We start from the raw sequence: 15,307 nt of genomic DNA, 5'->3' as shown, positions 1-15,307 counted from the left end.
GGAGCTCTAAAATTCATTCGATTTAAGGAAGTGTCCTAATAAGTGGTAAGTATAATGGTAACATAAGTAAGCAATGGTTGAAGAGGTGGCGGAAAAATGAGTCTGATAGGCAGGTATAAAGTACTAGTAGTGAGTAAATCGGAACAAACCGAGGGGGTCATTACGACCATCTTGAGACAAGATGAACGGCTTGTACTGTCCGGCCTTGTAGCAGATGGCAGTGAGGTATTGGCACATGTGTTTCGTGACAGACCGGACTTAATTCTCATTGATATGGACTTGCCTGATTTATCGGGACTTTCAGCACTTCAACTCATCATGGACCATAGTCCTATTCCTGTAATCATACTAAGTACGCTTACATCAGAAGGCTCCGCTCAGACGATTCAAGCGATGCGTTTTGGCGCAGTCGATTATTTCCATAAAGAGATGTTAGTTTCGGGACTTAAGGGTGACGGGGTAGTCACCTATTTCTTGGAACGTTGCAAGCTTGCTATCCAAAATGGGGTAAAAGGCGTGTATCCCGCGAGTACACAATTCGAAGGATACATGGACAGCACGCAGCCTGGCGCTCCCTTAATCAACGGTGCCTTGCTCCAGCGACGGATGGATATTGAATTGTATCTTCGCCATGCCATAATGAAGAAGGAATTTAATCTGGTCTATCAGCCTGTCGTGGATATTAGTACGAATTGTGTAGTCGGATTGGAGTGTCTTCTTCGCTGGGATAATGCCTCTGTGGGCTATGTCCCACCTTCGGAATTCATTGCAATTGCTGAAGAAAGTGGGCTTATCCACGATATTGGGGAGTGGGTGCTGCGAGAGGCGTGTAGACAGAACCGGAAATGGCAGCTCGCTGGCCTTCCCCCTATGTTTGTTGCAGTCAATTTATCGCGTAAGCAATTCAATGATTGTCGCTTGAGTGGAACGATCGCGGCGATTCTGGAGGAAACGGGCTTGGAGCCGAAGTACTTAGAGCTTGAAATTACAGAGAGTTTGAGTGTGGAGGCCAGGCTAGCTGCGGATACATTAGGGAAACTCAAAGAGTTAGGACTTCGCATCGCCATGGATGATTTCGGAACAGGCTATAGCTCGCTTGGTTACCTGCGTGATCTTCCGATGGATAAAATAAAAATAGATCAATCCTTCATTAAAGGATTGCAACATGGTCAAGTGAATGCGATTATCGTGAGTACCATGCTCGCCATGGCGAAGCAATTGAACCTCTCTGTGGTTGCCGAAGGCGTTGAAACCGAAGAGGAGCTGCAAGTGCTGCGCGAGTATGGCTGCTGCTTCGTTCAAGGCTATTATTATAGCAAACCAGTCGAAGTAAAACATATTGAAGAAATGTTGTATCAACTAGCCTAACTGAATGATAGAATGATGAAGGATAGGTTAGAAGCGTATCCGCACTAGAGTCAGAAACGGGTTGGTGATTGTTCTGTTACGTGATTTGATTGTCAATTTTGCGTTAATAACGGTCTTTGTGGTAGTCGTGGAACATTTCTTCCTTGTCATGAAGCTTGATCAGCGACCAACTTGGTTACATAAAGTGTATATCGGATTGGCTCATGGGGCGCTTGTAGTCGTTTTAATGAATTTCAGTATTCAATTGGCCCCACAGTTGAGTTTGAATTTCCGTGGTGTCGGTCTGCTGCTAGCTGCCTACATGGGAGGAATGCTAGCTATATTCATTACGTTTGTTTGTGTGTGGGTAGCTAGAATTATTGTGGAAGGCGCAATTTCTTTGCCGCTTTTATTAATTGGCCTTGGAACGATTATTGGAGCTGGCATCATTTTTGCCCGGGTAAAAGCCTATTGGATGAGATGGTTGTATGCTTCTATGTTCTTTTTTTTCTTTTATTATTCGATGGTATGGTTGGTATTCGAGACATCGCTAGTTGTTATATTGAAATACATCAGTTATCAGTTAATTTGTGTTTTTGTAATCGCTTGCTTTATGCGGTATTTGCTTCGAAATCGCGAGTATAAGGGACAGATTCGGCAGGTAGAGGAAGAACTGCTGGATATGTTGCGTTTCCAACCGGGATTCACGTTTAAACTACATAAGCATCGCGATGAATTCGTGTATATCGTAATTGAAGGACAGTTGCTGCATATGCTAGGCCTGAAACCAAGTCAGTTTATTGGCAAGAGAATAAGTGAAGTGAATGTATTTAACGAATCTTTTGTGGCTCGTATGCAACAGTATTACGAGAGAGCTTGGCAAGGCGAACGTGTCAATTACGAGTATGATTACAACGGTTTTACAATCCTAGTAAGTCTACAACCCATCTACAAAAATGGCTATGTGATTGAATTGATCGGTTCTGCGTGTGATGTTACGGAGCAACGCGCGGCGTTACTTAAAGCAAGAACAAGGGATGAACAGTATCGGACCTTGGTAGAAAACTCCGAAGATTTCATCTTTCGCTTTCGACTAGATGGTACTATTGCCTCGTCCAACAGTAAGATGTATCTTACGTACGCCATGGATTCCGATCAAGTCAAAGGAAAGTTGTTAACGGAAGTGGTTCAAATGGATGATCCAGAGAAATGGGAAATGGGGTTCGAGCAAACCATTTTGGGGCGGAAAACGCAACAGTTCGGCATTCACCTCCTGCATCCGGATGGATCCGAGCATGCCTACAATGTGACCTTGTCGCCTTTATTTACGGAGGACGAGAAGGACATCGACGGTGTGACAGGGACAGTCCACGATATTACGGATCTGAAGAAGCGGGAAGAAGCCGACCAGTCCAATAGGGCCAAGAGTCAGTTCTTAGCTAGGATGAGCCATGAAATACGTACGCCGCTCAACGGAATTATCGGTTTGTCTCTTCTTTTACAAAGGACAGAGCTATCTACCATTCAGCAGGATTATTTGAGCAAAATTGATTCATCCTCTAACGTTCTGCTAGCTACGATTAATGATATCCTTGACTTCTCGAAGCTTGAAGCGGGCAAAATGACACTGGAAACAGTGGAATTCTCACTGGAGGCATCCCTCCAAAAGGTAGCTGATCTTACGAGCGTATCGTTAGGGAAGAACCGAATTGAAATCATCATCGATACATCGGAGGACCTGCCTGATCTCGTTAGTGGTGATCCATTTCGCTTAGAACAAGTGCTCATTAATCTAACGAATAATGCCATCAAGTTTACGAAGCGAGGCTATTTGCGATTGAAAGTTGCTTTGGAGGAAACGTCCGATGAGGGTTACTTACTCTCCTTCGCTATGGAAGATACAGGCATCGGCATCTCTAAGGAGCAGCTCTCGAAGCTCTTTGTACCATTCTCACAAGCAGATACGTCGATGACTCGACGTTATGGAGGAACAGGCTTAGGGCTAGTTATCTGCCAACATTTGGTGCAATCCATGGGTAGTGTCTTACAAGTCGAATCTACCTTGGGCCATGGAAGTCGTTTCTATTTCAATTTGATGCTAGGGAAGGCTAGCTCGGCAGAGGATATGCAAGCCGATATTGAACAGCCGAAGATTTCTTATCAAAATCAACGAATCCGAATCGCCGAAGATCATCCGCTCGTTGCGATGCATATCGCTGAGTTGCTTGCAGCCATGCAGTTGGAGACTGATCGCGTAACGACTGTGTCGGAATTAGTAGCTGCACTAGAAAATGATGCATGGAATGGCTCGCCAGTCGAGTATGTGCTTCTCGATATGCAAATGGAAGATCTCGCGCACCAGGTTGGGCTAGAGCGTGTGATTGCCCCAATAGACCGTTCACGCACGAAGATAATCGCCTATACGACACTAGATGGCAGGGAATGGATGTCAGAGTTGCCAGCGGCTCTGCAAGCGGATGTTATGCTTGTGAAGCCAGTAAGCAGAGCGAATCTGAAGCTGGCTATCGAGGGACTAGCTCAGAGGGAGATCCAGGCGGTTGTAGAGGAAGTTGCGTCGCTGACTCACACGGAAGCGGAGTGGGGCACGGAGTCCAAGGGGAACATTCTCGTTGTAGAGGACAATGAGATTAATCAGCTTGTGATCTCTGAGCAATTAAAGCAATTGGGATATCACACGGTGATTGCTCAGAATGGCCTTGAAGCTTTAGAAGTAGCAGACAGCCAACCGTGGAAGTTGATTCTCATGGATATCCATATGCCAGAGATGGATGGGTATGAAGCAACGCAGAAGCTTAGACAGCGCAAACACTTGAATCTCGTGCCGATTGTAGCACTCACCGCGAATATGCTTATGCAGGATCGCATGCAGCTGCTGAAACTGGGCATGAATGACTTGCTCATTAAACCGATTACGGAACGGCAGTTGACCGATATGTTAGGGAAATGGAATCAATTGAGCTTGTTAAAGCAGTACCCCGGTGTTGGTGTGGAGCAATTACTGCGGAATATCGATCATAAGTTACATATTTTTCAGTATATGTTGGAAAAATTCAAGCAAGATTATCATAATTTCTATGATCAGCTGATGCCTTTTATAGATAGCGGGGAGCTTGTTGCTGTTAAAAGGAAGATCCACACCCTGAAAGGAATCGCTGTGAATTTCTACGCAGATGCGCTGGTGTCAGAAGTGCTTGCTATGGAGAAAGAGCTGGAGAATGGCATTCAACCACAGGAAGTAGTACACATTCTTAAGCAGATTCAGCATGAGATCGAGGCCATTATTGGGCAGGGTAGTTCCAACCTAATGGTGGGTGAAGCTTACTGAACGTGTTGGACGAATGAGATTGAAAAGACGATGAGGCCTGATGTGATGTTGACCGATGGAAATGGTCGACGTGCATCGGGCTTTTGTTTTTCGCGGGAAATTATAAGTCCACAAGATAAGGCGACGGTGTGTTCCTTGAATCACTTGCAAACCCTAAGCTTACTCTTATGGATGGTAGGGATATGCTGGTTGCGAGTAGGGCTGGGGAAGGGAGAGTAAAGTAGAAGGGCGTGAAGTGAAGTAAGGTGAAGGTCGAGTGAAGTCAATTGGAGTAGATTAAAGTAGAGAAGAGAAGAGAAGAGAAGAGAAGAGAAGAGGTGAGAAAGAGTAGGGGAGAAGGGGAGATTAAAAGTAGAAATAGAAGTAAAGGTACGGATTGCTGGAAGTATTGTAAGAGTAAACGTTGCTCCAACAAATAACTGGATTTTATACAGTTAAATGTCGAGATTTTACGATCAAATATATAATAGATGGAAAACCTACAGTTAATATAGCGAGATTGGACAATATGAACTGAAAGTGGTGATTTTAACTACATATTTTCCAGTTAAATTGATTTTCAGAAGGAATTCCTCGTAAATAAGTGTATGTTTTCCAGTTAATGCAAATGTGGCGGCAATGTACCAACCCCAACCCCATCGCCGCCGCGGCCGTACCATGCCCCATCGCTCGCCGCGGAGCCCCGCGTCTACGCCCAAATAAAAACACCCGTCCTAATAGGACGGGCTGCGTACGCGATACGCTAGGCAGGACCAGCGACATATGTGAGTCCGTAGGAGAGCCAGACGAAATGATACACATTGACGGCCGCATAAACGATAACGGTGAGGGTTAAGCAGGGCTGGACCCATAATTTTTGCCGAATATAGGGATAAATGAGCATTAATGCGAGCGGGAATACCAGTTTCACGAGATAATACGCAAGGATATGCCATTCATAGAGATGGCGGATGAACGGATTGGCCTCTTGGATGAGGGCTAGCTGCAAGCCGATATCAGTGAATAGCGCATCGAAAAAACAGAGAATGAGCAGCAATATCAACAGTTTGCTCTTAAACATGGATCGCAAAACAAGCATACGGTTCCTCGCTTTCCGTAACTTCATTCGGATGCGTTCCCGAGCATCGGGCAGGTCAGAGGTGCTGAGGACGAATCTCGCCTGTGATACATAATGTATCATCACAAGGGCAGTTTGTCCAGTCGTAGCCGTCTAAGAGAAAATCCCCCTGCGATCCGATACAGATCGAGGGGGATTGATATAGGCCCGGTGGGGGTCGAACCCACAACCTACCGGTTAAGAGCCGGTTGCTCTGCCATTGAGCTACGGACCTAAGATTAAGTAATTGTAACATGCCACGTGAGATTGGGTCAATCTATTTCCTAACATCTACCACGTAATCCGCTACACCCGGCCGCTCACACAAATAAAAAAGCTTACCCCACAGCAATGAGGTAAGCTCTCGCACTCTACAATTTAGAATACCTTCGTTGTCCACGACTCACAATTCCAAGTCTCTGTCACGACATCGCGATAGAAGTCAGGTTCATGGGAGATCAGGATGATGCTGCCTTTGTAGGCCTTCAGCGCACGTTTCAGTTCTTCCTTCGCATCAACGTCCAAATGGTTCGTAGGCTCATCGAGTACGAGCAAGTTGGTTTCACGGTTAATCAGCTTGCATAGGCGGACCTTCGCTTTCTCACCACCGCTGAGTACAACGATTTTGCTCTCGATATGCTTGGTGGTCAATCCGCAACGGGCCAGCGCCGCGCGAACCTCGAATTGGTTCAAGGAAGGGAACTCATTCCAAACCTCATCGATACACGTATTGTTGTTGGATTCCTTAATTTCCTGTTGGAAATAGCCAACTTGTTGGTTTTCACCCTTATGCACGGAACCTGACAATGCAGGGATTTCGCCTAAAATGCTGCGCAGCAACGTCGTTTTCCCGATCCCGTTAGCACCCACGAGCGCAATTTTTTGACCACGCTCCATACGTAGGTTAAGGGGACGAGATAACGGTGAATCGTAACCGATAACGAGATCTGTCGCTTCAAAGATCAGCTTGCCTGCCGTACGTCCTTCTTTGAAGTTGAACTGAGGCTTTGGTTTCTCTTTGGCAATCTCAATGACTTCCATCTTATCGAGCTTCTTCTGTCTGGACATCGCCATGTTACGCGTAGCCACACTCGCTTTGTTACGAGCCACGAAGTCTTTCAACTCCGAAATTTCCTGCTGTTGGCGCTTATACGCGGACTCGAGTTGGGACTTTCTCATTTCGTGAACTTCAAGGAAATGATCATAATCGCCAACGTAACGGTTCAAGGCTTGATTTTCCATGTGGTAGATCAAGTTGATTACACTGTTAAGGAACGGAATGTCATGCGAGATGAGGATGAAGGCATTCTCATAATCGTTCAGGTAACGCTTCAACCATTCGATATGCTGCTCGTCCAAATAGTTCGTAGGCTCATCGAGGAGCAGGATGTCTGGCTTTTCCAACAGAAGCTTCGCCAGCAGCACTTTCGTACGCTGCCCACCGCTCAAATCATTCACGTCTTTATCTAAGCCGATATCTGTCAGACCCAGACCGCGGGCCGTTTCTTCAATTTTGGCATCGATCATGTAGAAATCTTGATTCGTTAACGTATCTTGAATCGTACCTACATCCTCGAGCAGGCGCTCAAGCTCTTCCGGTGTAACGTCGCCCATACGGCCATACATATCGTTCATTTCTTGTTCCATATCGAAAAGGTACTGGAAAGCACCTTTCAACACGTCGCGCATCGTCATGCCTTTGCTAAGTACCGCATGTTGATCGAGGTAACCAACGCGCATGCGCTTGGACCATTCGACTTTGCCGTCGTCCGGCTGCAGCTTCCCGGTAATGATATTCATGAAGGTGGATTTCCCTTCACCATTTGCCCCAATAAGTCCGATGTGCTCGCCTTTCAACAGGCGGAAGGATACATCGTTGAAGATCGCGCGATCCCCGAATCCGTGACTAAGTCGTTCTACGTTTAATATGCTCATGAATGACACCTTTTCTATTGAACTTTTTTCCTTCTTACATTTTATTATAAACGATAGGGGGCAAACAACTCCCTTATGCCAATAAAAAAAGGAAATTAAGCCTCATCCATCAGGATATGCCCATAGTCTGGCTCTATTTCGACGAAGCCAGCCATATGGCGCATGTGGCAGGTGATTGGCTTATTTTGACCCATAAAGATCATATTCTGGAGATCACGACGTCCCTCGGAAGGTAAGGCGAATGCTTTAACGTAATGAAATACTTCGCTAAGCGTGGTGTGAATAGCCGCGAGCAGCGGGTCATGTTCACCTTTGCCCATAAGATTCAGAAGAATGGCTCCTCCTTCGTCGAGCTTATCTTGGGCAATTCGGAAAAAGGTTAATGACGTTAACGACAACGGTGTGCCCTTGTCTGTAAAAGCATCTACAAGGATGTAATCATACGTACGCGAAGGCTCGTTGCTCAGGAGCTGCCTGCCATCGCCGATGCGCACGTTGTCCTGGTTGTAGCCGAAGTAGCGCCTGCTCAGCGCCACGACATGCTCATCCAGCTCCGCAACAGTGAAGCGTTTCTCTTTCAGGTGGGAAGCGATCGTGCCGATTCCGTGACCGATGAGGAAGACACGTTCATATTGAGGCGCGTTCACACCCATCAGGTGGATCATGGCACGTGGATATTCGAAAAGAAGGCGATGCGGCTGAGCCAAATCCATCGCACCTTGCATGGCCTGATTGGAAAACTCCAAGACACGGAAATTCCCTTTTTCATCTGCAAAGGTAGTAGTGTCATAAATAGAGATGTCGTGGTGGGCGGTATGTTCCCTGTATAGCACGTTCAACGAGCGAGTCTCCTTCGATAATAGGTATGAGGACAGTATAGCATAGCTCAGCTTACGGAATAGCGGGACATTAGGAACATTATGACAAGTCATTGCAGGAATCGTGACGAGTCATTGTGTCATTCATGACGATTTATTGGTGGTTAATAGGCATCTTATCTATATTTTTGTGCTGCAGCTGCGGTGTATTTCCCCTGACCACGTCATAAATCTTCATGACGCAGTCAGGGGAAATACAGGAGCTAAGTCTCTATCCGCTACCTAGCGATATTGTTGATAATGAATGGGATTAGTGAGAGAAAGAGGAGGTAGTATGGTGAAACTAGGTAGATTAAAGAAGGCGGCTGCGATGAGGCTGACATTGGCTATAGCGATAGTCGCGGCCAGTTCTAATACAGCTGCGGACATGGGGAGGCTGCCATCGGCATCAGCCGCAAGTATGCCGGCACAATTAACGGTATATGGAGATAAGCTAGGGAATTCCTTTGCTGATTACAGCTGGGCTAACCATAGCTTAACGGAGAAAAAAACGGTTCATTCGGGCAGTCAATCCATTCGCATGAAACCGAATAACGACGATGGGTTGTATTTGTATCACGACCGTATTATTCGCGTATCGGAGTACCCCGTGTTGGAACTGTGGTTGAACGGTGGGAAAGCAAGTGCACAGAAGCTAGAGCTTGTCTTCAATGCTGGCGGGGAGCAGGTGGCTTCCGTTCCTTTGAAGGAAACACTCTTCCAGGCAGGGACATGGCAGAAGGCAACCCTCGATCTAGATAAGCTGAACATACCGAATGGCATATGGGATGGTCTTCTCATTCGCGGTACGACGGCGGGTCAGCAGCCGGAGGTGTACATTGATGATATTTCGTTATCAGGTCGTGCCCAAGAAGTAGAGGACACAGCGGTACTCACCGGTATATCCGTAACACCGTCCCGTCTGAATTTGCTAACGGGTCAAACAGGGAATCTCGCGGTCAACGCTAGCTTTTCCAACGGTACTTCAGCTCCTGTGACACAGGGGACGGTCTGGAGTTCATCGGATCCTACTGTGGCCTCGGTGGCTAATGGCACGGTCAGAGCGCTGAAGGCTGGCTCCTCGGTGTTGTCAGCTGTATATGGCACAGCTCGCGCAGAGACGACAGTATGGATCTCCGAGATCGCGCCACCTCCCGTTCAAGATGGCCAAGCGGCAGTAACCATTTATGAAGAAGGTCTGAATGACATGTTTCAGGATTACAGCTGGGCACAGCATAGCTTGAACGATGCTGCTGTGGTTCACACGGGAACGCAAGCGATCTCTTTTAATCCAAGTGGTCAAGGTGGTTTATATCTGTATAAGGGAAATGGAGCGGTTCAGGTAAAGGATTACGACCGACTCGAGTTCTGGATTAACGGCGGAGAAACGGGTGCACAGCAGCTGGAACTGGTCTTTAACGCTGGTGGTCAAGCTGGAGCGAAGGTGAATATCGGAAGTCTGATTGAAGGAGGCAAGATTCCGGCTAATGGGTGGACGAAGGTCCAGATTCAGCTGCCAGAACTGCAAATCAAGGATCAGTTATTCGATGGTTTACTCTTCAGCGGCTTAAGCGAAGGTGAACAAGGTACCGTATACCTCGACGATATTCGCTTGCTAGAGAAGTATGTGGCTCCTCCCGTATTGGTAGAAGGCGTCCTTTCACAATACGGTATGGTGTTAGCCCCTGGCGATAACGCCAAGCTTACTTATGAGGCTCGTTACTCGAATGACACAAGTGCTGATGTGAGCGGCCAAGCTACATGGACCACGAGCGATCCTGGGATTGTCACCGTAGATGGTGGGACCCTGAAAGCCACAGGTAGTGGCTTGGCGAAGCTAACGGCTGTTTATGGCACAGCATCAGCTTCTATGTACGTACAGGTCGTACCAGTCACACCTGAAGCTATCTATCAGGATGGCTTGGCCGAGGGCTATGATACCTGGAGCTGGGGAACGAACAATTTCGACAACGTGCAGCCAACAGCCTCGGGAACGAAATCCATTTCCTTTCTGGCCCAAGGGTATGACGGTATTTGGTTGCATCGGGATACGAAGATGGACCTCGATCATTACTATGGCTTAACGTTGAAGGTTCACGGCGGCTCCGTCGGTGGCCAGAAGCTGCATGTGAACTTGATGGACAATCGGAATTTCGTCGGAGAGCTGGATCTTGATAGCGTACTGCCAGAAGGCGTACCAGCGAATCAATGGACAGAAGTGAAGTTGAAATTTGCTGATCTGGGTATCCGTGAGCTAACGTTCGATGGCGTGGTCGTATCGGCGTGGGGCGAGCATGATCAAGGCATGGTTTACTTCGATGACATCAGCATGCTGAAGACCACGTCCATCGTTAACTTGCCTGATCCAGAGCTTCCATCGGTCCAAGTTACGATCGACTCAACGAAAGGGCGCCGCGCCTTAAGCCCTGGCATCTTTGGCGTTAATTTCGAGGATGCCCCTACCGAAGGTCATTCCACGATGGATGTGCCAGTTAAACGATGGGGCGGCAATGCGATGACCCGTTACAACTGGGAAATCGATACGACCAACCGCGGCGGCGACTGGTACTTCCTGAACATTGCGAATGATAACGCGGACCCGTCGAAGCTGCCAAATGGTTCCTTGTCCGATCGGTTCATTCAGGATGCCAAAGATACGAGCACAGAGGTCTTGCTGCAGGTGCCGACGATTGGTTGGACACCGAAGAGCCGGGATACGAGCTGGAGCTTTTCAATTGGTAAGTATGGTCAGCAGCAAGGGAACGAGTGCGATTGGCACGAAGCTTGGTGCCGCAAAGATGCTGGAAATGGGCGGAATAAGGATGGCAGTTATATGACTGGCAACGATCCTAAGGATACATCCAAGCAAGTCAGCTATGACTTCGTGAAGCGATGGGTCCAGCATCTCCAGCAGCGCTTCGGTTCTTACGTGAACAACTATGCGCTAGATAATGAGCCAATGCTGTGGCCGCATTCCCATTGGGACGTTCATCCGCAGATGACGACTTATGATGAGGTCTGGAATTATACGCAAGGTTACGCGCAGGCAATCAAACAGGCAGATCCTGAGGCCAATATCTTCGGTCCAGTTCCTTGGGGCTGGTGTGAGTATTTCTACTCGGCCAAAGATGGTTGTTCACCTGGCAAAGATATGGAGGATCATAACAACAAGCCTTATTTAGAGTGGTTTTTGGGCAAAGTTGAGGACTACCGCGTGCAAACCGGTCAACGATTAGTAGACACGCTGGATATTCATTATTACCCGGCTGAAAATAACGTTGCGTTCTCGAGCGATGAATCCAAGCAGATGAGAAAACGTCGCTTCGACTCCTTGAAATCGCTGTATGATCCGAATTTCACCGATCCGTCTTCATGGATTCAAGAACCCGTGAACCTGATACCACGGATGCATGAACTCATTGCGAATAACTCGCCTGGGATGAAGCTATCTATTTCCGAATATAACTTCGGAGACGGAACAGGTATTGGCAGTGGACTTGCGCAAGCAGAGGCGCTCGCCTTATTCGCCCGTGAAGGCGTCGACTATGCGATGCGCTGGGGTGCGCTTCTTGGCAATACGCCACTTGAGGACGCGTTTAAGTTGTACTTGGATTATGACGGTCAAGGCAGCCGCATTGAAGGCGATGTTGTCAGCGCAGCGAGCTCCAACCTGAACACGATAGGCGCGTATACGATTGTATCGCCGCAAGGCAAGCAATACGTGTTGCTGTTCAATAAAGACACAGCCCCGCGGGAAGCCAAGCTACAGTCGGATTTATCGCTGAATGGGGCAGCATCTGTCTACCGTTTTGATGCGCAAAAGCGTCTTGCCCCAGCAGGAACCGTTCAAGGAACAAGCCAAGGTCTCTCGGTGAAGTTGCCAGCGATGTCTGCAACATTAATTGTCATCCCTTAAACGAGTGAAGGAGGAATCTTAGATGAATAGACGTTTGCGAAACAAAGGAATCGTCATCTCCACACTAGCCGTTATGTTGACTCTCTTTTTGACGCAGCAGAGTTTAGGGGCAGGTTCATTGACGGAAATTAAGGTGTTCATGAACACGGGAATCAAGGTTATGCTGAACGGCAAGCCGTTTGAACCAACGGACAAGGATGATGGCACGAAGCTTGTACCGATTACGTACAGAGGTTCAACGTACCTGCCGATGCGGGCTGTAGCCGAAGCTGCTGGGATACAGGTCACTTGGGATCCTCAAACCGAAACAGCCTATCTAGGCGAGGTTGGCGGTAGTGTAACTACGAATTCGATCAGCTACATCAAAGCATCGCCGGAATTCGTCTACAATGGGAATATCACGTATCGCTTAGCGAGCAGAACACCAGAGGAGTTAACAACCGCTGACGGAACTAAGCTGAACTATGGGTATGTGACGGGAGGCAGCCGTTCGGTCAACATAGAGGTCACCACGGATTTCCAATATGATAAATTTAAAGCGAAAATATGGGCGTCAGATAGCCTGACTAGCGATGATCTACAGGTGAAGATCGTGGATGAACATAACGTTACTGTGAAGGAACTGAAAGTGAAGTCCGGTAAACTTACCGATGTGGAGCTGGATGTCAAAGATACGAAGGCTCTTCGGATCTATGTGCAAGGGGATAGAAGCATTATAGGTGAGCCGATGTTAGGGAAGTAATCGTTCATTGAAGGTCCAAGTATGGCTATAGACAAAACCTCCTCAGCCGATATAGGCTAGGAGGTTTTTTTCGTCGGGGTTGTGTTCGATAGGGATGAAGTTGTGTTCAATCCTCTCATTTTCTTGGGGAGAGTGCTCTTCTATACTGATGATAGATGAAATTACTATTAGAAAAGGGTGAGCCCCATATGCGTACACAACCTACGACAAATGCCAGTAAGCAGGCTCCTAAGCGATTCTCCGCCTTCAATTGGAAGGGCTGGAAGGGCCGCTGGGAATCGCCTGTAGCAGGGTATTTGTTCATCTCCCCATGGCTGCTTGGCTTCTTGCTCTTAACCTTATGGCCGATGATTCGATCGGTTTATTATTCCTTTACGAAGTTTACTCTGCTGGATGCTCCCGATTGGATCGGCTTGAGAAACTATGAACGCATCTTCGCCGACGATGAAACGTTCAGACAGTCTCTCACGGTCACGCTGTTGTTCGTTGTTATCTCTGTGCCGCTCAAACTGGTGACCGCCCTGTTGGTTGCTATGCTGCTCAACAAGAACATCAAGGGTATATCGATTTACCGTACATTTATTTATTTGCCATCCCTAATCGGAAGCAGCATTGCCGTTGCGGTTCTTTGGAAAAACATTTTTGGGATCGACGGTTTTATCAATAAGTTTTTAGGTGTTTTCGGAGTAGAAGGGATCAGTTGGATCAGCAGCCCTGGTACAGCGCTTGGCACGTTAATTATTCTGGTGGCATGGCAGTTCGGCTCTTCGATGGTCATTTTCCTTGCAGGGTTAAAACAAATTCCCTCGGAGCTTTATGAAGCCTCTTCTGTAGATGGGGCGTCCAAGCTCAGACAATTTTTCAACATCACGCTGCCGATGCTTTCCCCGGTTCTGTTGTTTAATCTGGTGCTGCAGACGATTGGTTCTTTCCAAATGTTCACGCAGGCATTCATTATTACCAAAGGCGGTCCAATCAACTCTACGTATATGTATGCACTGTATTTGTACGAAAGAGCTTTCGCCCGCTACGATATGGGCTACGCTTCCGCACTAGCCTGGATACTGCTTGTTATTATCGGCATCGCGACTGCCCTAATCTTCGCATCATCCCGTTACTGGGTATTCTATGAGACAGAAGGAGGCCGTAAGAAATGACACTCACACAACGCCGGACTCTCGGCTCCCATATCTTCTTGGCCCTGTTCAGTATCGTGATGGTTTACCCCATCTTGTGGTGGGTTGGCGCGGCATTCAAATCGAATGATGAGATGAGCTCGCCTAGTTTGTTCCCGAAGGTATGGTTGTGGAGCAACTTTACCGACGGCTGGGTTGCGCTTCCGAAATTTACGTTCACGCACTTCTATATTAACTCCTTCGAGCTCATCGCAGGTGTGCTAGTTACATCCGTGCTTTCTTGCAGTCTCGTCGCATTCGGATTTGCCCGACTTGACTTCCCGCTCAAAAATTTCTGGTTCTCTATCCTGATGGTTACGTTGATGCTGCCGAGTCAGGTGACGTTAGTTCCGCAGTATATTATGTTCAATACATTCGGCTGGATTAATACGTATCTGCCGTTCTACGTTCCACATGCTTTAGCGGGCGGTATCGGTGGACCCTTCTTTATTTTCCTGCTTATTCAGTTCATTCGCGGGCTTCCGAAGGATCTGGATGAATCGGCCAAAATCGATGGCTGCAGTTGGTTCGGCATTTACTGGCGTATCATCCTGCCACTGACCAAGCCTGCATTAGTCACAGTAGCCATCTACTGTTTCCTATGGAATTGGGACGATTTCTTCGGTCATTTGTTGTATATCAACTCGGTGGATAAATATACGGTAGGCCTAGCGCTCAAATTGTTTGTAGATAGTCAATCAGCCTTGCCTTGGGGGCAATTGCTGGCGATGTCACTCCTATCCATCGTTCCTTCATTAATTATCTTCTTTATGGCTCAGCGCCATTTTGTAGACGGCATTGCGTCAGGTGCAGTGAAGGGGTAGAATTTGGAGAGTTGCTTGAAAAGCTGCGATATTGTGCAGCTTTTTTGGCTTTTAGGATCGCCGCTTGAG

Annotated in this window: 9 protein-coding genes and 1 tRNA gene; 6 read left to right on the top strand and 4 right to left on the bottom strand. The window is 47.5% G+C overall.

From position 1 onward, the window contains the following. Nucleotides 1-96: 96 nt before the first annotated feature. Nucleotides 97-1,368 (top strand): EAL domain-containing protein, encoded by a 1,272-nt coding sequence (locus AC58PV_RS30560; RefSeq protein ID WP_497436646.1) that lies wholly within the window; start codon nucleotides 97-99, stop codon nucleotides 1,366-1,368. Between the two features lie 64 nt (nucleotides 1,369-1,432). Then, nucleotides 1,433-4,693: a response regulator gene (locus tag AC58PV_RS30555; protein WP_497436711.1), complete on the top strand. Its 3,261-nt coding sequence runs from the start codon at nucleotides 1,433-1,435 to the stop codon at nucleotides 4,691-4,693. Between the two features lie 742 nt (nucleotides 4,694-5,435). Here AC58PV_RS30555 and AC58PV_RS30550 read toward each other — a convergent pair. The 4 genes from AC58PV_RS30550 to AC58PV_RS30535 form a co-directional block, all read right to left on the bottom strand. After that, nucleotides 5,436-5,798, bottom strand: a complete 363-nt coding sequence (locus AC58PV_RS30550; protein WP_497436645.1) for a DUF5658 family protein — start codon at nucleotides 5,796-5,798, stop codon at nucleotides 5,436-5,438. Nucleotides 5,799-5,952: 154 nt separating this feature from the next. Further along, nucleotides 5,953-6,024: transfer RNA gene (locus AC58PV_RS30545), tRNA-Lys, on the bottom strand. 143 nt (nucleotides 6,025-6,167) lie between these two features. After that, nucleotides 6,168-7,724: an ABC-F family ATP-binding cassette domain-containing protein gene (locus AC58PV_RS30540; RefSeq protein ID WP_497436644.1), complete on the bottom strand. Its 1,557-nt coding sequence runs from the start codon at nucleotides 7,722-7,724 to the stop codon at nucleotides 6,168-6,170. Nucleotides 7,725-7,819: 95 nt separating this feature from the next. Beyond that, complete coding sequence (locus AC58PV_RS30535) at nucleotides 7,820-8,563, bottom strand: spermidine synthase (RefSeq protein ID WP_497436710.1); 744 nt, start codon at nucleotides 8,561-8,563, stop codon at nucleotides 7,820-7,822. A 313-nt stretch (nucleotides 8,564-8,876) separates the two neighbouring features. On the opposite strand from AC58PV_RS30535, the gene AC58PV_RS30530 reads away from it, so the two are divergent. From AC58PV_RS30530 to AC58PV_RS30515, 4 genes are all read left to right on the top strand, one after another. Continuing rightward, nucleotides 8,877-12,497: a glycoside hydrolase family 44 protein gene (locus AC58PV_RS30530; protein ID WP_497436643.1), complete on the top strand. Its 3,621-nt coding sequence runs from the start codon at nucleotides 8,877-8,879 to the stop codon at nucleotides 12,495-12,497. Between the two features lie 22 nt (nucleotides 12,498-12,519). Further along, on the top strand, nucleotides 12,520-13,239 hold the full coding sequence (locus AC58PV_RS30525) for a stalk domain-containing protein (protein ID WP_497436641.1): 720 nt from the start codon (nucleotides 12,520-12,522) through the stop codon (nucleotides 13,237-13,239). 188 nt (nucleotides 13,240-13,427) lie between these two features. Beyond that, a complete protein-coding gene (locus tag AC58PV_RS30520; protein ID WP_497436639.1) occupies nucleotides 13,428-14,396 on the top strand; it encodes a carbohydrate ABC transporter permease in 969 nt (322 codons plus the stop codon). Beyond that, entirely contained in the window at nucleotides 14,393-15,238 is an 846-nt protein-coding gene (locus AC58PV_RS30515) for a carbohydrate ABC transporter permease (protein WP_497436637.1), read from the top strand. The genes AC58PV_RS30520 and AC58PV_RS30515 overlap by 4 nt, the downstream gene beginning before the upstream one ends. The last annotated feature ends 69 nt before the right edge of the window (nucleotides 15,239-15,307 follow it).

This window comes from Paenibacillus sp. J22FR83, assembly GCF_059691955.1.
Note: the sequence above shows the minus strand (reverse complement) of the source record. Positions and strands in the feature narration are given on the sequence as shown.